At 65.5% G+C, this 21,262-nt stretch carries 22 protein-coding genes; 9 read left to right on the forward strand and 13 right to left on the reverse strand.

What is annotated here, in order from left to right:
• Nucleotides 1–40 precede the first annotated feature (40 nt).
• The 7 genes from ACE103_RS33855 to ACE103_RS33885 are packed head-to-tail and all read left to right on the forward strand — an operon-like array spanning nucleotide 41 to nucleotide 5,975.
• On the forward strand, nucleotides 41–1,006 hold the full coding sequence (locus ACE103_RS33855; RefSeq protein ID WP_223969510.1) for an ABC transporter substrate-binding protein: 966 nt from the start codon (nucleotides 41–43) through the stop codon (nucleotides 1,004–1,006).
• Between the two features lies 1 nt (nucleotide 1,007).
• A complete protein-coding gene (locus tag ACE103_RS33860) occupies nucleotides 1,008–1,763 on the forward strand; it encodes an ABC transporter permease (protein ID WP_375776550.1) in 756 nt (251 codons plus the stop codon).
• Nucleotides 1,742–2,548 carry an ABC transporter ATP-binding protein gene (locus ACE103_RS33865; RefSeq protein ID WP_223969512.1) on the forward strand — a complete coding sequence of 269 codons (807 nt, stop codon included), beginning with the start codon at nucleotides 1,742–1,744 and terminating at the stop codon, nucleotides 2,546–2,548. Before ACE103_RS33860 ends, ACE103_RS33865 begins: the two co-directional genes overlap by 22 nt.
• A gap of 7 nt (nucleotides 2,549–2,555) precedes the next feature.
• Nucleotides 2,556–3,356 (forward strand): ABC transporter permease, encoded by an 801-nt coding sequence (locus ACE103_RS33870; protein WP_375776551.1) that lies wholly within the window; start codon nucleotides 2,556–2,558, stop codon nucleotides 3,354–3,356.
• A gap of 11 nt (nucleotides 3,357–3,367) precedes the next feature.
• Complete coding sequence (locus tag ACE103_RS33875) at nucleotides 3,368–4,033, forward strand: polysaccharide deacetylase family protein (protein WP_375776552.1); 666 nt, start codon at nucleotides 3,368–3,370, stop codon at nucleotides 4,031–4,033.
• The gene (locus ACE103_RS33880) at nucleotides 4,030–4,899 is read left to right on the forward strand and encodes a fumarylacetoacetate hydrolase family protein (RefSeq protein WP_375776553.1); all 870 of its coding nucleotides are present in this window, start codon (nucleotides 4,030–4,032) and stop codon (nucleotides 4,897–4,899) included. Before ACE103_RS33875 ends, ACE103_RS33880 begins: the two co-directional genes overlap by 4 nt.
• A gap of 32 nt (nucleotides 4,900–4,931) precedes the next feature.
• Complete coding sequence (locus tag ACE103_RS33885; RefSeq protein ID WP_375776554.1) at nucleotides 4,932–5,975, forward strand: uroporphyrinogen decarboxylase family protein; 1,044 nt, start codon at nucleotides 4,932–4,934, stop codon at nucleotides 5,973–5,975.
• A 60-nt stretch (nucleotides 5,976–6,035) separates the two neighbouring features.
• Here ACE103_RS33885 and ACE103_RS33890 read toward each other — a convergent pair whose 3' ends face one another.
• The 4 genes from ACE103_RS33890 to ACE103_RS33905 all read right to left on the reverse strand — a co-directional run bounded on the left by ACE103_RS33890 (nucleotide 6,036) and on the right by ACE103_RS33905 (nucleotide 10,868).
• Nucleotides 6,036–6,995 (reverse strand): DUF2778 domain-containing protein, encoded by a 960-nt coding sequence (locus ACE103_RS33890; RefSeq protein ID WP_223969517.1) that lies wholly within the window; start codon nucleotides 6,993–6,995, stop codon nucleotides 6,036–6,038.
• A 290-nt stretch (nucleotides 6,996–7,285) separates the two neighbouring features.
• Complete coding sequence (locus ACE103_RS33895) at nucleotides 7,286–9,667, reverse strand: putative bifunctional diguanylate cyclase/phosphodiesterase (RefSeq protein ID WP_375776555.1); 2,382 nt, start codon at nucleotides 9,665–9,667, stop codon at nucleotides 7,286–7,288.
• Between the two features lie 146 nt (nucleotides 9,668–9,813).
• Complete coding sequence (locus ACE103_RS33900; protein ID WP_375776556.1) at nucleotides 9,814–10,224, reverse strand: DOPA 4,5-dioxygenase family protein; 411 nt, start codon at nucleotides 10,222–10,224, stop codon at nucleotides 9,814–9,816.
• A gap of 23 nt (nucleotides 10,225–10,247) precedes the next feature.
• On the reverse strand, nucleotides 10,248–10,868 hold the full coding sequence (locus ACE103_RS33905) for a class I SAM-dependent methyltransferase (RefSeq protein ID WP_375776557.1): 621 nt from the start codon (nucleotides 10,866–10,868) through the stop codon (nucleotides 10,248–10,250).
• Nucleotides 10,869–11,053: 185 nt separating this feature from the next.
• Here ACE103_RS33905 and ACE103_RS33910 point away from each other — a divergent pair, with 185 nt between their 5' ends.
• On the forward strand, nucleotides 11,054–11,746 hold the full coding sequence (locus tag ACE103_RS33910; RefSeq protein WP_375776558.1) for a hypothetical protein: 693 nt from the start codon (nucleotides 11,054–11,056) through the stop codon (nucleotides 11,744–11,746).
• 188 nt (nucleotides 11,747–11,934) lie between these two features.
• On the opposite strand, the gene ACE103_RS33915 is transcribed toward ACE103_RS33910, so the two are convergent.
• The 6 genes from ACE103_RS33915 to ACE103_RS33940 form a co-directional block, all read right to left on the reverse strand.
• Nucleotides 11,935–12,615, reverse strand: a complete 681-nt coding sequence (locus tag ACE103_RS33915; RefSeq protein ID WP_375776559.1) for a NapC/NirT family cytochrome c — start codon at nucleotides 12,613–12,615, stop codon at nucleotides 11,935–11,937.
• A 7-nt stretch (nucleotides 12,616–12,622) separates the two neighbouring features.
• Entirely contained in the window at nucleotides 12,623–13,123 is a 501-nt protein-coding gene (locus ACE103_RS33920) for a nitrate reductase cytochrome c-type subunit (protein ID WP_375776560.1), read from the reverse strand.
• Nucleotides 13,096–15,591 (reverse strand): periplasmic nitrate reductase subunit alpha, encoded by a 2,496-nt coding sequence (gene napA, locus ACE103_RS33925; RefSeq protein ID WP_375776561.1) that lies wholly within the window; start codon nucleotides 15,589–15,591, stop codon nucleotides 13,096–13,098. Before napA ends, ACE103_RS33920 begins: the two co-directional genes overlap by 28 nt.
• A complete protein-coding gene (locus ACE103_RS33930; RefSeq protein ID WP_375776562.1) occupies nucleotides 15,588–15,920 on the reverse strand; it encodes a chaperone NapD in 333 nt (110 codons plus the stop codon). Before ACE103_RS33930 ends, napA begins: the two co-directional genes overlap by 4 nt.
• A 5-nt stretch (nucleotides 15,921–15,925) precedes the next feature.
• Nucleotides 15,926–16,165: a periplasmic nitrate reductase, NapE protein gene (locus tag ACE103_RS33935; protein ID WP_375776563.1), complete on the reverse strand. Its 240-nt coding sequence runs from the start codon at nucleotides 16,163–16,165 to the stop codon at nucleotides 15,926–15,928.
• A 279-nt stretch (nucleotides 16,166–16,444) separates the two neighbouring features.
• Nucleotides 16,445–17,098 (reverse strand): PilZ domain-containing protein, encoded by a 654-nt coding sequence (locus tag ACE103_RS33940; protein WP_375776564.1) that lies wholly within the window; start codon nucleotides 17,096–17,098, stop codon nucleotides 16,445–16,447.
• Between the two features lie 409 nt (nucleotides 17,099–17,507).
• On the opposite strand from ACE103_RS33940, the gene ACE103_RS33945 reads away from it, so the two are divergent.
• Complete coding sequence (locus tag ACE103_RS33945; protein WP_375776565.1) at nucleotides 17,508–18,320, forward strand: enoyl-CoA hydratase; 813 nt, start codon at nucleotides 17,508–17,510, stop codon at nucleotides 18,318–18,320.
• Between the two features lie 279 nt (nucleotides 18,321–18,599).
• Here the strand turns inward: ACE103_RS33945 and ACE103_RS33950 are convergent, their stop codons facing one another.
• The 3 genes from ACE103_RS33950 to ACE103_RS33960 all read right to left on the reverse strand — a co-directional run bounded on the left by ACE103_RS33950 (nucleotide 18,600) and on the right by ACE103_RS33960 (nucleotide 21,261).
• The gene (locus tag ACE103_RS33950) at nucleotides 18,600–19,382 is read right to left on the reverse strand and encodes an SDR family NAD(P)-dependent oxidoreductase (RefSeq protein WP_375776566.1); all 783 of its coding nucleotides are present in this window, start codon (nucleotides 19,380–19,382) and stop codon (nucleotides 18,600–18,602) included.
• Nucleotides 19,383–19,468: 86 nt separating this feature from the next.
• On the reverse strand, nucleotides 19,469–20,392 hold the full coding sequence (locus tag ACE103_RS33955; protein WP_375776567.1) for a DUF1932 domain-containing protein: 924 nt from the start codon (nucleotides 20,390–20,392) through the stop codon (nucleotides 19,469–19,471).
• Nucleotides 20,392–21,261: an ABC transporter substrate-binding protein gene (locus ACE103_RS33960; protein ID WP_375776568.1), complete on the reverse strand. Its 870-nt coding sequence runs from the start codon at nucleotides 21,259–21,261 to the stop codon at nucleotides 20,392–20,394. The genes ACE103_RS33955 and ACE103_RS33960 overlap by 1 nt, the downstream gene beginning before the upstream one ends.
• Nucleotide 21,262 lies beyond the last annotated feature (1 nt).

Raw genomic sequence — 21,262 nt, forward strand, 5'->3', positions numbered from 1 at the left:
CCGAAAATAACAACAATCGATTTCCGGGAGAAACAACACCATGAACATCACGCGTCGCCGCGCGCTGGCAACCCTGATCGCCACCACCCTGCTGGCCGGCCCGGCCTATGCTGCTGACACGATCCGCGTCGGCCTGCCCACCAAGACCTATTGGCCGACGACGATCGCCGAGACCGCGGTCCGGCAGAAGCTGTTCGAGAAGGAAGGCATCAAGGCCGAGCTGACCGTCTACCGCAGCGGCGCCGAGACCTTCGAGGGCATGGCCGCGGGCGCAGCCGACATCATCCTCGATCCGCCGTCGCTGGTGTCTGCCGGCCGCAAGAAGGGCGTGATGTCGCGGATCGTCGCCAATGCTGCGATGGGCAATTTCGGCTGGCAATTGATGGTGCCGGCCAAGTCGACGCTCGAGGTCAAGGATCTCAACGGCAAGAAGGTCGGGATCACCGCAGCCGGCTCCGGCTCAGACCTGCTGGCGCTCTGGACCATCCAGGACCGGAAGATCGACTTCACCCGCGTGCCGGTCGGCGGCGGCGGCCTGGTGCCGAACCTGCTCGCCGGCAATGTCGATGCCGCCGTGGTCTATTCGCCGCTTAGCTTCCAGGTCGCCAAATCGGGCGAGGCGAAGACCATCCTCGACTATGCGACCGCGGCACCGCCGAACCTCACCGCGGGCTGGATCGTGCTCGACAAGTTCGCCGAGGCCAAGCCGGACGTGGTACAGAAGGCCGTCAACGCGCTCTATGGCGCCGTGCAATACATGCGCGCCAACCGCGACGTCACGGTGAAGCTGATCGCCGACCTCTATGAGATGCCGGCCGAGATCGCCGCAATGGAGTACGACAACACCATCATGAAGCTCGAGACCGACGGCAACATGGGCGCGGCCAATGTGCCGGCGGCGGTGCAGCTGTCGCTCGACCTCGCCAAGCTCGGCGGACTGAAAGACATCGTTCCGGTCGAGGATGTGATCTCGACCAGATTCAAGCCGGTTCCGACCAAGCCATAAGATGCCGGCCACCCTCACCATCAAGCTCGCCCGGATCGCGATCGTGATCGCGTGCTTCGCGCTGTGGGAGATCCTGTCGCGGACCGGGCTCGTCAATCCGCGCCTGCTGCCGTCAGCATCGGACACGCTTTTGACGCTCGGCGACCTCCTGCAGCGATCGAGCGTCCGGACCGACCTGATGGTGACCGCCACCGAGGTGCTGGCCGCGCTCGCGCTCGCGGTACCGATGGGGGCGCTGATCGGCTTCCTGATCGCGGAGAACCGCTATTTTGCCGATGTCGCAAAGCCGCTGCTGTTCTTCGCCTTCAGCATCCCGAAGTCGATCTTCCTGCCGATGTTCATCCTGGTGTTCGGGGTCGGCTTCGCCCAAAAGGTCGGCTTCGGCTTCTTCTCGACGATCTTCATCGTGATCATGTCGACCACGACGGCCGTGGAATCGGTCAAGATCGAGCACCTGACGGTGGCCCGTTCCTATGGCGCCACACGCACGCAGACCGCATTCCGCGTCTACCTGCCGAGCATGCTGCCGGTGCTGCTGGAAGCATTGCGGATTTCGATGATCTTCAACCTCACCGGCGTGATCCTCGCCGAAATGTACGCCTCGCGCGACGGCATCGGTCACCAGATCGCGACCTGGGGCGAGAATTTCCAGATGAAGCAGCTGCTCGCCGGCGTCGTCATGGTCGCCGCGATCGCCATGACCTTCAATGAACTGATCAGATGGGTGGAAACACGATGCAGCCATTGGCGAACGTGACACCGTTGAAGCCCGCGTCGCGCGCCGGCGCGATCGAGGTCAGGAATGTCGGCCAGGTGTTCCGGACCAGGTCCCAGGACGTCGTCGCGCTGGAGGATGTCTCGCTCGACATCAAGCCGGGGCGCTTCGTCGTGCTGGTCGGCCCGAGCGGCTGCGGCAAGTCCACGCTCCTGATGATGATGGCCGGGCTGCGTACGCAGACCTCGGGCACCATCACCATCAACGGCGCGCCGATCCCGCAGCCGGACCCGAACCGCGTCGGCGTCGTGTTCCAGGAGGCGAGCCTGTTTCCGTGGTTGACGGCGGAAGACAATGTCGAGTTTCCGCTGGCGCTGCGCGGCGTCGCCAAGGCGGAGCGCCGGGCCAAGGCGCAGGACGCACTCAAGCTGGTCGGCCTCGAAGGCTTCGGCAAGCGCCACCCACACGAACTTTCCGGCGGCATGAAGCAGCGTGTCTCGATCGCGCGCGGGCTGGTTCAGGATCCGCCGGTGCTGTTGATGGACGAGCCGTTCGCCGCGCTCGACGAGCAGACCCGCATGACGATGGGCGACGAGCTGCTGCGGATCTGGGCCGCGACCGGCAAGACGGTGGTGTTCGTGACCCATAGCCTGACCGAGGCGGTCTATCTCGCCGACGAGGTGATCGTGATGTCGCCGCGGCCCGGCCGCATCGTCGATCAGCTGCAGGTCAATTTGCCGCGGCCACGGACCTACGAGATGCTGAGCGGCGACGCCTTCGGTGCGCTGCGCGACCGCATCTGGCGCCACATCCGCAAATCGGCGTGACCCGACGATGAGCGCGAAAACGCTTCGCCATCTGATCGTCGTCGGCCTGCTCGCGCTGTGGGAGCTGCTGCCGCGCACCGGGCTGATCCCCGAACTGTTCCTGCCGTCGCTGTCCTCCACCCTGCTCGCCGGCTGGAACGAGGCCGCCGAATATGGCCATGCGCTCGCGGTGACGCTCTACGAGGTCGCGGTCTCAATGGCGTTCGCCTGTGGCGGCGGCATCCTGCTCGGCGCCATCGTCGGCAGCCTGCCGCGCCCTCGCCTGCTGATCATGCCGATGGTCTCGAGCCTCTATGCGGTACCGCTCGTGATCCTCTATCCGCTGTTCACGGTATGGCTCGGCATCGGCTCGGAGTCCAAGATCGCCTTCGCCTCGATCTACGGATTTCTGCCGACCATGCTGGCGACCGCTGCCGGAATTCAGACCATCGACCCGCAACTGCTGCTCGCCGCCCGCAGCATGGGCGCGACGCTGAGCCAGCGGCTGGTCCGCGTCATCATCCCCGCAGCGATCCCGACCGTACTGTCGGGCCTGCGGGTCGGCGGCGCGCTCGTCATCGTCGGCGTGGTGGTCTCGGAGATGCTGATTTCGTCGGCGGGCATCGGCTATCTGATCTCGCGCTACCGCACCATTCTCGACAGTCCGCACGTCTTCGCCGGCGTGCTGCTGGTGTTGTTCATGGCGATCGCCTTCAACGCCGCGATCCGCTGGGTCGAGCGCAAGGCCGCGATCTGGCAGACCGGAACGCGCGCCGGCCAGCGCACGGCCGACGAGGTCGGGCCCAGCGCGATGCAGCCGGCGACATAGGGGATCGCGACGTGTTCGACCTGACCTTGACGTTCGACAATGGACCGGAGCCCGACGTCACACCGAGGGTACTCGATATCCTTGGCGAACGCGGCATCGAGACCACGTTCTTCGTGATCGGCGAGAAGCTCGACGACCCCGCACGTCGCCGCCTCGCTACTCGCGCACGCGACGAAGGCCACTGGATCGGCAACCACACCTATACGCACAGCGTGCCGCTCGGCCGGCAGCCCGGCGCGGAGACGGCCCAGCGTGAGATCGGCCGAACGCAAGCCGCGATCGGCGAGCTCGCGCATCCCAACCGCTGGTTCCGGCCGTTTGGCGGCGGCGGCAATCTCGACGACCGGCTGCTGAAACCCTCCGTGGTCGATTATCTCGCCCACAACAAGCACAGCTGCGTGCTCTGGAACGCGATCCCGCGCGACTGGGACGATCCCGACGGCTGGACAGACCGCGCGCTCGACCAATGCCGTGCGCAGCCGTGGACGCTGATGGTGCTGCACGATCTGCCGACCGGCGCGATGGCGCATCTCGAGCGATTCCTCGAACGCGCGGAAACGAACGGCGCTCGTTTCCGTCAGGATTTTCCGCCGCAATGCGTTCCGTTGCGCAACGGCGAGATCGCGCTTCCCATCCAGTCCTATGTTTCCTCGATCGAAGAGAGTGAGAGACCATGAAGATCGCAAGTTTCAAGGCGGCGAATTCCGCGAGCTATGGCATCGTGACCGACGCGGGGCTGATCGACGCCAGCAAGCGGCTGAAGGCGTACCCGACGCTGAGGGCGCTGCTGACGACGGGTTCGCTGGATGAACTGAAGAAGCTGCAGGGCGAGCGCCCCGACTATGCGCTCAAGGATGTCGAGCTGCTGCCGACCGTGCCCGATCCCGACAAGATATTCTGCATCGGCGTCAACTATGCGACGCATCTTGCCGAGAGCGGCCATCCGACACCGCCGTATCCGATGATCTTCACCCGCTTTGCCAACAGCCAGGTCGGCGCCGGGCAGCCGATGATCCGGCCGCTGGAGTCGGAGCGGTTCGACTATGAGGGCGAAATGGCCGTCATCATCGGCAAGGCCGGCCGCCGCATCTCGCGCGAGGCTGCGCTCGGCCATGTCGCCGGCTATGCCTGCTACAATGACGGCAGCATCCGCGACTGGCAGCGCCACACCTCGCAATTCGCGCCCGGCAAGAATTTCGTCGGCACCGGCGGCTTCGGACCTTGGATGGTGACGACCGACGAGCTTCCCGACATCAGCAAGCAGCACATCGCAACCCGCCTCAACGGCGTCGAGGTGCAGGCCGCGCCGATCTCGGACCTCGTGTTCGACGTCGCGACCCTGATCGCCTATTGCTCGACCTTCACCGAGCTGGTGCCGGGCGACGTCATCGTCACCGGCACCACCGGCGGCGTCGGCGCCTATCGCACGCCACCGCTGTGGATGAAGGATGGCGACGTCGTCGAAGTCGAAATCTCCGGCATCGGCGTACTGCGCAACCCGGTGAAGGACGAAGCTGCGGCAACCGCAACGCGCGCGGCCTGATTGGGCCGCACAACAACAAGAAGGAGGATATCATGAACCTGCCCAGGCATCTGCTGCCGACCACCGTCGTCGGCAGCTACCCGCAGCCGGAATGGCTGGTCGATCGCGCCATGCTCTCGAAGTCGGTGCCACGGACCCGCATGCACGCGATGTGGCGCCTGCCGGCCGAGCATCTCGAGGAAGCACAGGACGACGCGACCATCGTGGCGATCAGGGACATGGAGCGCGCCGGCATCGACATCGTGACCGATGGCGAGATCCGACGCGAAAGCTACTCCAACCGGTTCGCCACCGCGCTTGAGGGCGTCGATGCCGACAATCCCGCTGTCATCACGGCGCGCACCGGCAGCACGCAGACGCCGGTGCCGCGGGTCGTCGCCCCGGTGAAGCGCAAGGGCCCGGTCGAGCTGCATGACATGCAGTTCCTGCGCAAGAACACCGACCGTGCCGCCAAGATCACCCTGCCCGGCCCGTTCACGATGAGCCAGCAGGCGAAGAACGAGTTCTACAAGGACGACGAAGAGCTCGCGATGGCTTTCGCCGCCGCCGTCAACGCCGAGGCGCGCGACCTCGAGAAGGCCGGCGCTGACGTCATCCAGCTCGACGAGCCCTGGGTGCGCAACAATCCGGATCTCGCCAGGCGCTATGCGGTGAAGGCGATCAATCGCGCGCTCGAGGGCATCACCATCCCGACCGTGGTGCATCTCTGCTTCGGTTATGCAGCTGTCGTGCCGGGCTCGACCAAGCCGGCCGGCTATTCCTTCCTTGCTGAACTCGATGAGACCATCGCCGACCAGATATCGATCGAGGCGGCCCAGCCCAAGCTCGATCTCGGCGTACTCAGGGACCTGTCCTCGAAGAAGATCATGCTCGGCGTGCTCGACCTCGGCAATCCCGAGATCGAATCCGCAGCCGTCGTCGCCGATCGCATTCGCAACGGCCTGAAGCATGTGCCGGCGGAGCGACTGGTGGTCGCGCCGGACTGCGGCATGAAGTACATGCCGCGGCACGTCGCATTCGGAAAGCTGAAGGCGATGTGTGACGCCGCGGCGACGGTCAGGAAAGAGATCGGCTAGCTATCTTCCGCGGCCAGCACAGGATCTGTCGCCAGCGGCGCTGGCGACGGCGCTCGCGGCCTACGAGTTCGACGCCGCGCGGGTCGAGGCCGACTTGACGTCCTTGATGCTGACCACGACGGCGATGCGCTTGATCGAGCCGCTGCGATAGGCCTGCAGGAATTTGTCGTAATGCTTGACCGAGATGCAGCCGTTGGAGTCGCCGTTCGGCCCGAGCATGTAGCTGTGCACGAGCAGGCCGACACGCCCGAACGTATCGCTGCCATCGACCGGGGTCATGCGCAGCGCGGGCACGCCGTGGAACAACTTCTCGCGCGGCTTCATCTCGTAGACGCCGGGCGGCGTCGCACCGGCGTTGCGGGCGGTCACATGCGACGGATCGTCGAGCAGATTGCCGAGCCCCGAATGCGCTTCGAACTTCGTGCCGTCGGGCATGTACACGATGCGGCCGGTGATGTCGTAGACCGCCGTGGTGCTGTCATAACCGAGCGCACCGAGATCGAGGCTCGGGCCGGACAACAAGCCATCATTCGGATCGATCGAGGCCAGCTGCAGCTTGCCCGGCATCATGTCGGCGATCTTCTGCAGGAACGTCCGGTTGTCGCCCTGCTGCACCGGCGCCTGCGGCGGCAGCGGCTGATCGTTGCGCGCAAGCAGATTGGCCTCGACCGGCCGCGATCGCGGCATCGGCACGGCGGAAGCTGCGGTCGAGGTCGTGGCCGCGACCGATGCCGTCGCCGGCTGGCTGGCCGGCAGTTCGGTCTGGGTGTCACGCAGCTGGCCCGACAGCGCGTCCTCGATCTGCCCGAACTCGGAATCGAAATCGCCGCGGCTCGAACGGAACCCGCGGCGCAAAGGATAATAGAGCGAAGCCGTGTTGATCGTGGAGCGAGAGCCGAAGCGATCGTCGAAATTCAGCGAGGCGGTGGTGTTGGCGAGTGCCGGTCCATGCAGCCACGCGGTCGGGTCGATGCCGACCATCCAGGCGGCAAGGCCAGACGACAGGACGAGCGCGGTCACGGCGAACGCCGTGCTGCCCACCAGAGACACGCCGCGGTTCGACTTACGCGCGGCTGCTTTCGTCGTACGTTGACCCATCTTCCCCAAGTCGGTGCTCTGGGGCCTGTTACCCGGCCCACGTTGGATTCACCGTTCGCACATCATATCAGGGAATTAGAGTAAGGCATAATCGAGACGAAGCGGGCAACGACAGGATTTTTAAACGCTTTTCGGATGGAAAGTGCCGGCGAATCAGCCCCGGGCGGGGCGAAATGGCCGAAAAAGTCCCGTTTCGGGACAATTTCGGCGACTCAGGCGATCTTTTCTTCCCGGAGGGTGAGCACCGGAACCGGCTTCCCAATGGCGTACCCCTGGGCGTAGTCGACCCCGATCAGGCGCAGCTCGTCCAGGATCGCGAGGCTCTCGACGAATTCGGCGACCACCTGCTTCTGCATGATCTTCGCGGTCTTGGTGATCATCTCGACCATCGCGCGATCGACCTTGCTGTTCAGGATCTCCTTCACGAACGAGCCGTCGATCTTGATGATGTCGACCGGCAGGTGCTTCAGATAGGCGATCGAGGACATGCCGGTGCCGAAATCGTCGAGCGAGAAGCTGCAGCCGATCTCGCGCAGCCGCGCGATGAATGTCTGCGCCTCATCGAGATTCGAGATCGCGCTGGTCTCGGTGATCTCGAAACACACCAATGCCGGCGAAACATCATGCTGCGCAAACAGCTCGGCGACGAAGTCGACGAAGTCGCCGTCGCCGATCGTGGCGCCGGAAAGATTGATGGCGTAGCTCGCCACCCTGCGTGGGTGGTGCCTGCGCTCGGCGATGATCTCGAAGGCGCGGCGAACCACCCAGCGGTCGATCAGCGGCATCAGCCCGTAGCGTTCGGCCGCGGGCAGGAAGCTGCCGGGCGGCACCAGCGCACCGTTCTCGTCGCGCAGCCGCAGCAGCAGTTCGCGCCGCTCGTTGCCCCTCAGCGCACCGTTGATCGGGCGGATCTCCTGCTCGTAGAGGCAGAAGCGCCCCTCGTCCAATCCCTTGCGGATGCGATTGACCCAGCTCATCTCGGCGACGCGCACCGCCATGCCGGTATCGGACGGACGGTGCTCCTGGACGCGATTGCGTCCCTTGTCCTTGGCGAGGAAGCAGGCGACGTCGGCAAGCCGCAGCGCGTCCTGCACGCCGGCGCTGTAGCAAAGCGCGACCAGGCCGATGCTCGCGCTGATCCGGAAGCTCGAGCCCTCGTGGACGAAGCTCGACTGCTCGACCACCGCCCTGATCCGCTCCGCGACATCGGCCGCAACGTCGTGCGTGGCGGAGCCATCGTCGCGCAGCAGAATGCCGAATTCGTCGCCGCCGAGACGCGCAACCAGCCCGCTGTCGCCGACCTCGGCGGCCAGCATCTTCGCCACCTGCTTCAGCAGCCGGTCACCCGCCATGTGGCCGCAGGTGTCGTTGACGATCTTGAACTGGTCGAGGTCGATCAGCATCAGATCGGCGCCCACGACCGGCGAGCCCGACATCGTCTTGTGCAGCTCGAACTCGAACTGCCGCCGGTTCGCAAGGCCGGTGAGCGCGTCATGGGACGCAGCCCAGGCCAGTTCCTCGACCAGCCGCCGCTCGGCGGTCATGTCGTGAATGATCATGACGCGGCCGGCCGGCTCACCGGCATGGACGATCGGGGTCTCGACCACCGAGACCGGCACGCTGGAATGATCCGGCCGCACCAGGAGCCGCTGCTGCGGCCGGCTCTCGTCGTCGGCATCGGCGCTCTGGAACGATCCGCGCACCGGCTGCTCGGCAATGTTGAACAGCGATGAAAGCTGCCATCCGGTCACGTCCCGCCCCGGCGCGATCAGCCGCTGCGCGGCGCCGTTCATGTAGCCGACGCGATCGTCCTGCGTGGTCACGATGACAGCGTCGCCGATCGAGGCCAGCGTGAGCTGGGCGCGCTCCTTCTCAACCGCGAGCGCGGTCTCGGCAAGCCAGCGGCGCCACAGCATCCGCCTTGTGTGGAACAGCACGATGCCGGCAAGGCCGGCCGCGATCACGAGATTGACCAGCAGCAGCAGTGCGGAGACCTGGCGCGACGCCTTCCCCAAATTGTCGGAGAAATCGACGGCGAGCGTGCTCAGCGCGGCGTCGACCGCACCGATCCGCTCGGCCCAGTGTTTGATGGTCGCAGCCGAGGGATCATGCAGCGCGACGTCGCTCGCGGCCTCGTTCCTGATTTCGATCAGCTGATCGAGCAGCGCATCCGAATTCCGCCAGGCCGTCACCGCGCCGGCCACGTGGTGCATCGTGCGGAAATATTTGAACAGCCAGATCAGGCCGCCGATGTCGTCGTCATGATTGCCCGCTTTGGCGAAGCCGGCCCTGGCCACGGCGTCATTGTTGCCGGGCGCTTCCAGCGCGCGCCGCGCCGTGCGATCGGCAAGCGGCACCGCGATCGCGGCATCGAACTTCTGCAGATAGAGCGGCGCGCCGGTGCTGACATAGGTTTGAAGGTAGTAGATGGCGTCCTTCTGCCCCTTCGACCACAGGCTCTCGCCCGCCACATAGGCGCGCACCGCGGACATCACCTGCAGGCTGCCGGCGGACAGACTGCCCAGCAGCAGCACGATGGCGAGCAGAGGCCCGACCACCCGCCACAGTGACCAGCTTCGAAACGAAAAGAACATGCCCAATGCGCCCGACCCTGAAATGTCGGGTAAGCCTAGGAATGCCGGCTTAACCTTACGTTGCAAAACGCGATGAGTTTGAAACGACTTGGCTGTAACGCAATTGCGTCAAACTTTACCCGTCCCGTCCGACCGCAGCCGGCCGCTCAGGGACGCAATGTCGGCGACGTGTTCGGGGCCGGCGCCTGCTCCATTTCAGCCTCTTCGGGCAGCTTGTCGGCATGGACGGCAAGCGGCGTGCCGATCCAGAGCGGATCGTCGCGATGATCGCGGCGCGGATTGGTGGTGTTGGGATGGACCAGGATGCTCAGGCTGCCGTGGTTGAGCATCAGCCACGGCACGAGGGTCGGAAACAGCTCGGCCGCAAACGCCACCTGATACATCGCCTGATCGTGCGGGCCGACCTTGACGTCGTGCCAGCGCCCGAGCGTGACCAGGAAGCGCTCGCCCATCCAGTTGCGCAGGCGTTCGGCCTCGCCCCGGCTGGTGGTGGGGTCGTAATAGACATGGGCGTGATAGCTCGCGATCTCGCCGATCGCCCGTGGCCCTTCCGTCATCTCGCTTCTCCTTCCGCGGCCGCTCACCTGCGCCGCAGCACACTGAACTGGAACGACTGCGTCGCGCCCCAGGGCGTGACGTGCCGGTGCGCCTCATGCGCGATCAACTCGAATGCCGGACCGACGGTCCGGCTCAGCGTTGCGGGATCATAGCGCTGCACCGGCAGGCCGCTGCATTTTTCCGGACCGTCCAGCGCGAAGGTGCCGATCACGGCGTGGCCGCCTGCCTTGACGCCGCGATGCAGTCTCTCGAGATAGGCGGCGCGGTCGCTCTCCGCGACCAGAAAATGAAACGCCGCGCGATCGTGCCAGATGTCGGAGGCCTGCGGCGGCTGCCAGACCGTCGCATCGTCGGCAACCCAGCGCACCGCCGCGCCGGCTGCGCCGATCCGCTCCCGCGCGCTCGCCAGCGCAGCTTCCGAGAGATCGAGCACGGTCAGATCATGAAACCCCTTCGCCAGCAGCGCATCGACGAGGCGCGAAGCCCCGCCGCCGATGTCGATGATCGACGCATCGCGGCCGGGCGCGACGGATTCGATCAGACGCAGCGACGGCTGCGGATCGGCCTGCGACCAGCTCACCTGCTGCTCGCCCTTGGTCAGATAGACGGTCTGCCAATGCGACGGGCGATCAGAAGCGGTCACGGCGATAGTTCCCGAAAGCGGCAGCAACCCTCGTTGCGCACCATTAACCATGAGCTAGGCGCGGCGGTCTCCCGCGTCAATCGGCAGCAGCGGACACGCACGGCCGCGCAGCGGCAAATGCCGCATTTGCATCGCGGCATTTTCCATTTAACCTGATGGCGAGGTTGAGATCGGGGCGTCCGGGGATGGCCAATTTCGGCTGGACACGCGGCAACAAGCCTGCACAGACGGAGGACGCCGCCAGCGACTTGCGCGGCCTCACCGATCCATCCGCGTTTCTCGCCGCGCTCGACAAGGTGGTGCCGCGCTATCTCGATCTCGCCGACAACGGCGTGCTGGTCTATCCGGCCTGCAATCGCAAGCCCGGCGACCTGCTCGGCGATGTCAGGGCGATCTGGGAGCACACGCGGCTCGAAGCGGTGCGCTATGTCCCGATGGTGCCGCGGAAAGACACCTCGCTGCTGGTCGATCCGGCACGCCAGGCCGAGATGATCGACGCCTTCCTGCGCCAACGCGCGCATGACAACACCGTCGTCGATTTCACGGGCACTGCGATCGAGGATTACGGCATCGCGATCTATGCGGCGCTGAACTGGCTGAACCATTGCGGCACCATCGTGGGTGCCGATCCGCAAAAATTCTCCGGCACGCTGCGCAGCTTCCGCAAGGTCATGGTCGTCGCCCGGCAGTGGTGGGCGCTCGATGGCGCCGCCGCGCGCTGCCGGCAGATGCTCGAGGCGCGCGAGCGGCCGCCGCTGGTGTTCTTCCTGCTGTGGGCCGAATGCACCAATCTGGCGCGCGAGATCGCGATCGCGGCGGCGACGGAAGGCAGCATCGCGCGCCTGCGCGCGGCCGACGATCCGGATGAGCTGGCGTAATGCGCGGATCTGACGCGCGGCCGCAGACTAGGGTGCGTACTCATAAATTCAGGATGTCCGCTTCCGAGAGGTAAAGCGGAGGCGCGGCCCCGACCATAGGGATGTCGTCTTTTGACCTGAACCAGACCTACCACCGCTGCCGGCTCTGCCCCCCCTAGTGCCCATCGATCGCCAAGGTCTCGGCCTGACTATTCCGGCACCGGAATCGTCGCCGCATAATGACGCAGCGCTTTGATTGAGCCTTCGCGGCCGCGCTCCTCCGGCGGCTCCTGCCAGCCCGGCTCGACGCCGGTCATGTCGGGTAGTTCATGCGCGATGCCCTTGTGGCAATTGATGCAAGTCCGCTGCTTCGAGAGAAGATATTTGGTGTGGATCGCGGCCGCGCGGTTGGTCTGCTTGGCGAGGTCCATCGCGATCGCGGAGTGGCAGTTGCGGCACTCCAGGGAGTCGTTGGCCTCCATCCGCGCCCATTCGTGCTTGGCGAGCTCCAGTCGATGGTCCAGGAACTTGTCCCGGGTCGAAATGGTGCCGAAGATCTTGCCCCAGACCTCCTTCGAGGCCTGCATCTTGCGGGCGATCTTGTCGGTCCAGGCGTGCGGAACGTGGCAGTCGGGGCAGGTCGCGCGTACCCCCGAACGGTTCGAGAAATGGATGGTGTGCTGCAGCTCCTGATACACGTTGTCGTGCATCTCGTGGCAGCCGGTGCAGAACTTTTCGGTGTTGGTCAACTCCAGCGCGGTGTTGAATGCGCCCCAGAACAGGAGGCCGCAGACGAAGCCGCCGAGCGCGAGGAAGGCGAGGCTGAGATGCGCGCTGGGACGGGTGGCAATGGTCCAGAACCAGAGCAGCCATTCCTTCAACCGCGCCATGACGGGCTCATTGCTTGGGAGACGGCGGACTCAGCGCCATGTCCTGGAAGGTGTTGGGAACGAGCGGCCGGGCATCGGTCTGCGTCACGTGGCATTCAGTGCAGAAATATCGGCGCGGAGTGACGTCGCCGAGCACCTGGCCGTCGCGGTCCATGAAATGGGTGACGCTGATCATCGGCGCGCCCGAGCCTTCGGTGAATTGCCGGCGATGGCAATCCAGGCAGCGGTTGGTCCGCAAGGTGAGCTGGTAGTTGTCGATCGAATGCGGGATCACCGGCGGCTGCTCGGGATAATTCCGCATCACACGCCGGTCGTCGGTGATCGGCCGCCCGAAGGGCGGAGCGGGCACGTCGGCCATCGGGGAGGCCTCTCCGGTCAGCCGCGGCACGATCTGCGGCGCGGTCTGCGCGTAGATCGCGCCACACGCCAGTACCATGGCGCCGCCGACGAGCGCGCCAGCCAGAGCGTTGCGGCCCCCGATTAAACCGGAACAACCTTGACCGCGCATTTCTTGAAATCCGTCTGCTTGGAGATGGGATCGGTCGCGTCGAGCGTCACCTTGTTGATGAGTTCGCTGGCGTCGAACCACGGCACGAAGATCACGCCGCGCGGCGGCCGGTTGCGGCCCCTCGTCTCGACGCGGGTGCGGATTTCGCCGCGCCGCGAGACGACCCGGACCTCGGCGCCCTGATTGATGCCGCGGGCGCGCGCGTCCTCGGCATGCATGAAGCAGAGCGCGCCCGGGAATGCCCTGTAGAGTTCGGGCACGCGCATGGTCATCGACCCGGAATGCCAATGCTCGAGCACGCGGCCGGTCACGAGCCAGATGTCGAAGTCCTTGTCGGGGGCTTCGGCGGGCGGCTCGTAGGGCACGGCGATGATCCGCGCCTTGCCGTCGGGATTGCCGTAGAAGTCGACGCCTTTGCCGGCCTTCACGAACGGGTCGTAGCCCTCGCGGTAGCGCCAGCGCGTCTCCTTGCCGTCGACCACCGGCCAGCGCAGGCCCCGGACCTGGTGATAGGTGTCGTAGGCGCCGAGGTCGTGGCCGTGTCCGCGGCCGAAGGAGGCATATTCCTCGAACAGGCCCTTCTGCACGTAGAACCCGAAATATTTCGATTCCTGGTTCTCGTAGTCCGTCGAGATCTCGCCGAGGGGGAACTTGTCGACCTGGCCGTTGCGGAACACGATCTCGTAGACTGATTTGCCGCGGTAGTTCGGGTTCTGGTCGAGCACCTCGGCCGGCCACACCTCGTCGGTCGTGAACCGCTTCGAGAACTCCATCAGCTGCCAGAGGTCGGACCGCGCCTCGCCCGGGGCGTTGACGAGCTGCCGCCAGGCGTGGGTGCGCCGCTCGGCATTGCCGTAGACCCCCTCCTTCTCGACCCACATCGCGGCCGGCAGCACGCAGTCGGCGGCCATCGCGGTGACGGTCGGATAGGCGTCGGAGACGACGATGAAATTGTCGGGATTGCGGTAGCCGGGATAGGCCTCGTGCGAATTGTTCGGGGCGGCCTGGAGGTTGTTGTTGACCTGGATCCAGTAGAAATTCAGCTTGCCGTCGCGGAGCATCCGGTCTTGTTCGACCGCGTGATAGCCGGGCTTCGGCGGGATGATTCCCGAAGGGATGCGCCAGATCTCCTCGGCCTTCTTGCGGTGCTCGGGGTTGGCGACGGTCATGTCCGCCGGCAGCCGGTGCGCGAAGGTGCCGACCTCGCGCGCGGTGCCGCAGGCCGACGGCTGGCCGGTCAGCGAGAACGGCGAATTGCCGGGCTCCGAGATCTTCCCGGTCAGGAGGTGAAGGTTGTAGACGAGCTGGTTGGCCCAGACGCCGCGGACGTGCTGGTTGAATCCCATGGTCCAGAGCGACATGACTTTCCGGTCGGGGTCGGCGTAGAGCTCGGCGAGCTCCTGCAGGAAACCGCGCTCGACGCCGGACAGCTGGGATACCTTCGCCAGCGTGTAGTCCTTCACGAAGGCCGCGTAGGCGTCGAAGTCGATCGGCTGGGTCGCGCCGGGATTGGCGGCGCCCTTGGCCGCCTGTTCGAGCGGATGGTCCGCCCTCAGGCCATATCCGATGTCGGTCGTGCCCTTGACGAAGGTGGCGTGGTTCTTGACGAAGTCCTGGTTGACCCGCCCGGTCGAGATGACGTGGTTGGCGATGAAGTTGAGGATCGCCAGATCGGTGCCGGGTCTGAACACGATGGGAATGTCGGCGAGGTCGGAGCTGCGGTTGGTGAAGGTCGAGAGCACCGCTACCTTGACGTGCGGATGGCTGAGCCTGCGGTCGGCGAGTCGGGTCCACAGGATCGGATGCATCTCGGCCATGTTCGAGCCCCAGAGCACGAAGGCGTCGGCGGCCTCGAAATCGTCGTAACAGCCCATCGGTTCGTCCATGCCGAAGGTGCGCATGAAGGCGAACGCCGCGGACGCCATGCAGTGGCGGGCATTGGGGTCGAGATTGTTCGAACGCAGGCCCGCGCGCATCAGCTTGGTGGCGGCGTAGCCCTCCATCACAGTCCACTGGCCCGAGCCGAACATGCCGATGGCGGTCGGGCCCTTGGCCTTCAGCACGGCCTTGGCGCGCTCCGCCATCGTGTCGAAGGCCTCGTCCCAGCCGACCGGCGTGAGTTCGCCGGCCTTGTCGTAGACGCCGTTCTTCTTGCGCAGCAGGGGCGTCGTGAGGCGGTCGGCGCCGTACATGATCTTGGACAGGAAATATCCCTTGATGCAGTTCAAACCGCGGTTGACCTCGGCCAGCGTGTCGCCGTGGGTCGCGACCACCTTCCCGTCCTTGACGCCGACCATGACGCCGCAGCCGGTGCCGCAGAAGCGGCACGGCGCCTTCGACCATTTGATCTGCAGCGTGCCGATCCCGCCGGCGACCGCCTGGGCCTGCGCGGGGTGACCCGGATGGAGGGCCGCCATGGCGATCGCGGCGGCCTGGGCCTTCAGGAGATCGCGCCTGGATAGCGTCATGTCGCTTCTCCGCCGTCGTAAAGCCGCGCCGTCTGCTCGAAGACCATGTTGGCCGAGAGCACGCCGGACCAGGTCGCGATCTCGGCCAGCCGGCCGCCGATTGCGCCGGCCTCCTCGGCCTCCAGCACGACCACGATCTTGAAGGATTCGATGTGATGGATCTCGACGCCGGCGAGCGCGGACAGGCGCCGGGCGACGTCGTCCCGCAGATCCGGCAGCACCGTGACGATGGCGCTCGAGACGTGGACGGCGGTCGCGTCCGTCCGGACCGCCCGGGAGGCCGGCCTTCCCGTGAGCAACGCACGTCGCGAGGGGTGGTCGGGGCGCATGCTGGTCACCGCTTCGGAGGGCCGGGCGGCCCCGCGATCGCCTGATACATCCAGACCGCGAAACCGTAGCCGCCGACCGCGCCGACGGTCACGAGCGGCCAGACCAGGGCGACGATGATCAGGAAGACGATCAATTCGTCGCGCGGCGTCCCGGCCGAACTCCGCACCGGTTCAATTTTGTTCGAATGGTCTGTCATATACAGATCCGAACGGTGGAATCGCAGGCCGCCTGCCGCCGCAGACATGCATTTCTCTTCGTGGCCCGAGGCCCCCTCATTGATTTAGATCAATCCTCCCGCGATGAGAGCGAGCTTGGGCACAGGAACGACCGTCCGCCTGATCCTAGCCTTGCGGCCGACATCGTTGCAGCTACCAGTGACCGCTGATGAGGGCCTTTCGTGTCAGATTGAAGTGGTCTGGGCCCTTTGCGGACATTCACTTAGGCGTCCGTCGATGTCTGCTTTGGAGGACAACTCGGACCTCGCTATCTCTGGACGCGCGTACCAGATTTATGATTACACGCCCTAGGCAACAGGATCCGCGTCTTCGGACACCACCAGCAGGTCCTTGGATTTGCGCGCGATCAGGCGGCCGAGATCGCCCTGCCTGTAGGTCTCGACGAACTTGATGGCGAAGCCGTTCGGCAGATGCCGGACCACGCGGCCGACGCAGGCGCCGATCGCCAGCGGCATGCCGATCGGCGGCTGCAGCTCGGAGGACACCGCCGCGCCCGACAGCGACATGTCGATGATGAAGCAGCTCTGCATGGTGCCGTCCGCCAGCGTCAGCATGGCATGCGGCGCGACGGGCACGAAACGCGGATTGTTGCGCGCCTCGCGGACGCTCGGATCCTTCTGCTTCTTCTCGATCCAGGTCAGCTTGTCGGCGAACTTCTCGCGCCTGGCATGCGTCATCTCGAGCTCGACCAGGAAGCTGCCGCTCATTGTGTCGGTGATGCAGCCTTCGAACTTACCGAACTCCTCGAAATACGACGTCAGCCGGTCGCCGACCTTGCCGACAACAGGCACGTCCACGATCATCCGGAACGGCGAGACGCGCGTGGTGCGGCAGGCGAAGGTGCGCAGCCTGCCCTGTGCATCGTACCAGTTCGGCAGCGTGTAGCTGCCGTTGACGATGATCCTCACCGCGCGTTGCTTGAGAAACTTTTCGACAGACACGACTGGACCTCGCCCGAGGCGATCTGAGTGCACGGAGGTCTGGGGTTGACCGACATCCGTGGTCGGTCTGGTGGCGGGGGACATCCGTTACCGACGCGATTGCAGCGGGAAGGCTGCGGTGTGCGTCCCAGCGCGTCGCGCATCGTCCTGGCGCGCAGGTGCGTACAGTCGTACCGTCGAAACACTGGGAAAAGTTAAGCCGGGACAGAGCGCGGGCGGCGCACTCTATGGCGCAACCCTTACGCGTGTGTTTATTTTGCGAGCCGTACAACTACCGGGAGAGTCGCGGCACGTCGTTGCAATCGCGCCGTGCTCCAAACGGCCTGCCTCGGCTCGCAACCGGGTGCTAGCCTTGATCGTAGCCTCAACCTTGAAACCAGCCTTGGCCGAAATCAGACCGGATCCGCCTATGCCAACCATCTCAGACAAGTCGCTTGCCGACGGCAAGATCCTGCAAAGCGTGGTCGACGGCGTCGGCGTCATCACCTTCAACAATCCCGACAAGCGCAACGCGATGTCGCTGGAGATGTGGGAAGGGCTCGGCGAGGCGCTAACCGCGTTGCGCGACGATCCGGCCGTCCGCGTCGTGATCCTGGTCGGCGCCGGCGACAAGGCGTTCGTGTCCGGCGCCGATATCAGCCAGTTCGAGAAGACCCGCCACAACGCGGAAGCCTCCGAGGAATATTCACGGCGCAGCGCCGCCCAGCGCGCGCTGCTTGCCGACTATCCGAAGCCGACCATAGCCTGCATCCGCGGCTTCTGCCTCGGCGGCGGCATGCAGGTCGCGATGCTGACCGATATGCGCATCTCCGGCACCAGCGGCCAGTTCGGTATTCCCGCCGCCAAGCTCGGCATCGCCTACGGCTATGACGGGCTGCGCCATCTGGTGTCGCTGGTCGGCCCGTCCTGGGCGCGGCTGATCATGTATACCGGTATGCGGATCGACTCCGCCGAAGCGCTGCGGATCGGCCTCGTCGATCGCGTGCTGCCGGACGCCGAGCTGTGGGATGCGACCATGGAGATCGCGCGCACGATCTCGGGCAACGCGCCGCTGGCGATCAAGGCCGCCAAGATCACCATCGCACAGGTGCTGAAGGATCCAGCCGATCGCGACATGGCCGCGATCAAGCAGATCGGCATCGACTGCATGGACAGCGCGGATTTCCGTGAAGGGCGCAACGCCTTCATGGAAAAGCGCAAGCCGCGGTTCCAGGGCCGGTAGCGGCGTCCTCGTCCACCGCTGTCATCGCCCGGCTCGACCGGGCGATCCAGTACGCCGCAGCCTCTCGGCTCAAGCACAGCGGTCTCTGGAATACTGGATCACCCGCATGCGCGGGTGATGACACTGAGCAAGCGTTGGCGCAATTTCTGAATAATAGAAGAATACCCCTGATTTGCCCGACATGTCAAGTTGCCGTGACGAACGCCGGGCAGCCGCCGGCTACTTTGCATGGGGTTGTTTTCGATATTTTGGCGGTGGGCTCGCGATTGAACCTGCCGCCTACTTCTTCTCGTTGACCGGCACCGTGTAGTTGAGGATCAACCGCCCGCCGTCGGGATAGATGGTCTGGCCGGTGATGTAGGAGGCATCGTCGCTGGCGAGGAACGCCACGACCGAGGCAACCTCGCTCGGCTCGCCGCAGCGCCCGGCCGGCGTGCGCGACAGCACGTTGCGCCGCGCGTCCTCCGACGAGAAGATCGCCGTCGCCACCATCTCTGTCAGGATCGTGCCGGGCCCGACCGCCACGACGCGAATGCCGTGCGGCGCCAGCGCCACGGCGGCCACCGAGGTGAGCTGCTTCATCGCGCCCTTCGACATCGCGTAGGTCGCGAGCGAAGGAATCGCCAGCAGCGCGTTGACCGAGGACATGTTGACGACGACGCCGCCCCCGCCCTGCGCGATCATCTGGCGCGCCGCCGCCTGGACGCCGAAGAACGCGCCCTTGAGGTTGATCCCCATCACGTCGTCGAACTCGGCCTCGGTGATATCGAGGAAGTCGCGGTTGCGCGCGACGCCGGCGTTGTTGACCATGACGTCGAGCCGGCCGAACTCCTTCACCGCGTGAGCGACGATGCGATCGACATCGGCGCGCTTGCTGACATCGGCCTCGACGGCCCGCAACCGATCCTCATGTCCGAGCTCCTGGGCGGCGTGGACGAGCCCCGCAGCGTCGACATCCGAGATCACGACCCTGGCGCCATCGGCCAGGAAGCGCGCCGCGCAGGCCTTGCCGATGCCGCGCGCCGCCCCGGTGATGGCGACGACCTTGCCGGAATTCTTCATGGGAGTGCCTCCAGAACAAAACTGTTCGCAGAGCAATAGCGCATTGCGCGTCGGCAGGGAACGCGGCGGATTCTCCGCGCGAGATTTCAGGACTTGATGCGCGCGAGAATCCGGTCGGCCTCGGTGCGCCAGTCGGCGCTGCGGGCGAAGTCCGGCGTTCCCTTCGGTCCGAAAACCCCCTCGTCGGCAAGATCAGCGATCCAGCCCTGCAGCTCGGCGGTGCCGGACGCGGACCATGGCGTCAGGTGGGCCTCACGCACGGTCTCCGCCACCTCGCGCACCTCCTCGGCACGCCGCCGGCCATGCTCGATCACTCGCTGGAAGAAATAGGCGCCCTGCTTCTCCCAATCGATACCTGGAAAGGTCTCCTTGAGCGAGGCGAGCACCGCGTCCTCGACGCCATAGGCGCGTGCGGTGGTGAAACTCTCGATCACCATGGCCTCGAGGCCCTTAATCATGATGCTGCGGCACATCTTGACCGCCGAGGACACACCAAGCTCGTCGCTTGCGACCTTTGCCGCGAAGCCGAGTTCGACCAGGAGCGGCGCCAGCTCCCGCGCGCCTTGGCCGCCGAGCAGCAGCGGCACCTTGATCCGGTACGGCGGCAGCGACGTCATCACCGCGCCCTCGACATAGCTGCCGCCGGCACCATCGATGTGGGCCGCCGCGCGCCGTTTCGCGCCGGGCGAAGCCGAATTGAAATCAAGAAACCAGGCACCGTTCCGGATCGCAGGCGCGCAGGCCTCGGCCACCGGCACCGCCTGGCTCGCCGTCACCGCCGAGATGATGAAATCGGCCCGTGCTGCGAGATCGGCATGGGACTGCGCAAGCGCCACGCCGGTCACGGCCGCGTGTTCGCGCAGCGGCGCGCCCGCCTCGCGGTCGAGCTTGATGTCGTAGGCAGCGACCTTGATGTCCTGCTTGCGCAGGTCTTCGGCGAGGATGCGTCCGACCTCGCCATAGCCGAGCATGCCGACCTGCCACTGCCGCGGATCGCTGGAGATTGTCATCAATTCAAGTCCCGTGTTGTGTCGTCGAACAGCTCGTCGACCGTGACGCGCCGCGGGATCAACGCCTGCTTGACGCAATAGTCGATCATCAATTCGAGCGGCTTGCGGTTCGCCTCGACGCCGAACGGCAGCAGGTCGGGCACATCAGCCGGACCGGCGTTCACCTTGGCGCGCTTGAGGAGGTCGTAGAGGCTTCGCACCACGTCCGGGCGCGACGTCGCAAGCTGCCTCGTCACCACCACCAGATGATTGACCGGCACAACGCCATGCCGTGCGTACCACCGCGCCGCCTCTGTGGCGGGATCGGCGAACAACGGCTTGAGCGCCGGATCGCTGGAGGTCTCGCCCAGCACCGCATCGAGCTCGCCGTCCTTCAGCATCTGGATGATGGCGCTGCCTTTCGGGGCCCGTTCGGTGCTGTCGGCATATTCGGCGACATGCGGGTCCTCGAACGTGACCCAGTTGATCCGGTCGAGGTTCACGCCATGATCGTTGGCGAGGATTCCACGTATCCATGCGCCCGTCGTGGTGGTGAACGAGCGGATGCCGACCCGCTTGCCTTCGAGATCGGCAGGGATCAGCGTGCCGCGGTCGGCGCGATAGAGCGCATGGCCATGTTGAAAGCGACCGACCATCGCAGCCGGCAGCAGCACCAGCGGCTTGCCGTGCGCCCTCGCCATCAGATAGGTCACGATCGCCATCTCGCAGACGTCGAACGCCCGCTCGCGCACCATTGGCTTGAACGCGGCGTTGGTCGGCGTGAACTCGGTGAAGTCGAGATCGAACAGCTCCGAGCGCAGCGCACCGCGCTTCACCGCCTGGACGTGCGGGTGATTGCCAAGCACCGTGCGCAGCCGAAGTTTCTCCATG

Origin of the sequence: Bradyrhizobium sp. ma5 (assembly GCF_042258955.1) — a bacterium.
In the GTDB taxonomy this organism is placed as follows: domain Bacteria; phylum Pseudomonadota; class Alphaproteobacteria; order Rhizobiales; family Xanthobacteraceae; genus Bradyrhizobium.

Coding starts and splice junctions, on each gene's coding strand:
- ACE103_RS33880 (WP_375776553.1), top strand. CDS start 4,030: ATGAAGATCGCAAGTTTCAAGGCGGCGAATTCCGCGAGCTATGGCATC.
- napA (WP_375776561.1), bottom strand. CDS start 15,591: ATGACGCTATCCAGGCGCGATCTCCTGAAGGCCCAGGCCGCCGCGATC.
- ACE103_RS33915 (WP_375776559.1), bottom strand. CDS start 12,615: ATGGCGCGGTTGAAGGAATGGCTGCTCTGGTTCTGGACCATTGCCACC.
- ACE103_RS33910 (WP_375776558.1), top strand. CDS start 11,054: ATGGCCAATTTCGGCTGGACACGCGGCAACAAGCCTGCACAGACGGAG.
- ACE103_RS33860 (WP_375776550.1), top strand. CDS start 1,008: ATGCCGGCCACCCTCACCATCAAGCTCGCCCGGATCGCGATCGTGATC.
- ACE103_RS33955 (WP_375776567.1), bottom strand. CDS start 20,392: ATGACAATCTCCAGCGATCCGCGGCAGTGGCAGGTCGGCATGCTCGGC.
- ACE103_RS33885 (WP_375776554.1), top strand. CDS start 4,932: ATGAACCTGCCCAGGCATCTGCTGCCGACCACCGTCGTCGGCAGCTAC.
- ACE103_RS33895 (WP_375776555.1), bottom strand. CDS start 9,667: ATGTTCTTTTCGTTTCGAAGCTGGTCACTGTGGCGGGTGGTCGGGCCT.
- ACE103_RS33865 (WP_223969512.1), top strand. CDS start 1,742: ATGCAGCCATTGGCGAACGTGACACCGTTGAAGCCCGCGTCGCGCGCC.
- ACE103_RS33920 (WP_375776560.1), bottom strand. CDS start 13,123: ATGCGCGGTCAAGGTTGTTCCGGTTTAATCGGGGGCCGCAACGCTCTG.
- ACE103_RS33935 (WP_375776563.1), bottom strand. CDS start 16,165: ATGTCTGCGGCGGCAGGCGGCCTGCGATTCCACCGTTCGGATCTGTAT.
- ACE103_RS33900 (WP_375776556.1), bottom strand. CDS start 10,224: ATGACGGAAGGGCCACGGGCGATCGGCGAGATCGCGAGCTATCACGCC.
- ACE103_RS33855 (WP_223969510.1), top strand. CDS start 41: ATGAACATCACGCGTCGCCGCGCGCTGGCAACCCTGATCGCCACCACC.
- ACE103_RS33960 (WP_375776568.1), bottom strand. CDS start 21,261: ATGGAGAAACTTCGGCTGCGCACGGTGCTTGGCAATCACCCGCACGTC.
- ACE103_RS33950 (WP_375776566.1), bottom strand. CDS start 19,382: ATGAAGAATTCCGGCAAGGTCGTCGCCATCACCGGGGCGGCGCGCGGC.
- ACE103_RS33930 (WP_375776562.1), bottom strand. CDS start 15,920: ATGCGCCCCGACCACCCCTCGCGACGTGCGTTGCTCACGGGAAGGCCG.
- ACE103_RS33870 (WP_375776551.1), top strand. CDS start 2,556: ATGAGCGCGAAAACGCTTCGCCATCTGATCGTCGTCGGCCTGCTCGCG.
- ACE103_RS33945 (WP_375776565.1), top strand. CDS start 17,508: ATGCCAACCATCTCAGACAAGTCGCTTGCCGACGGCAAGATCCTGCAA.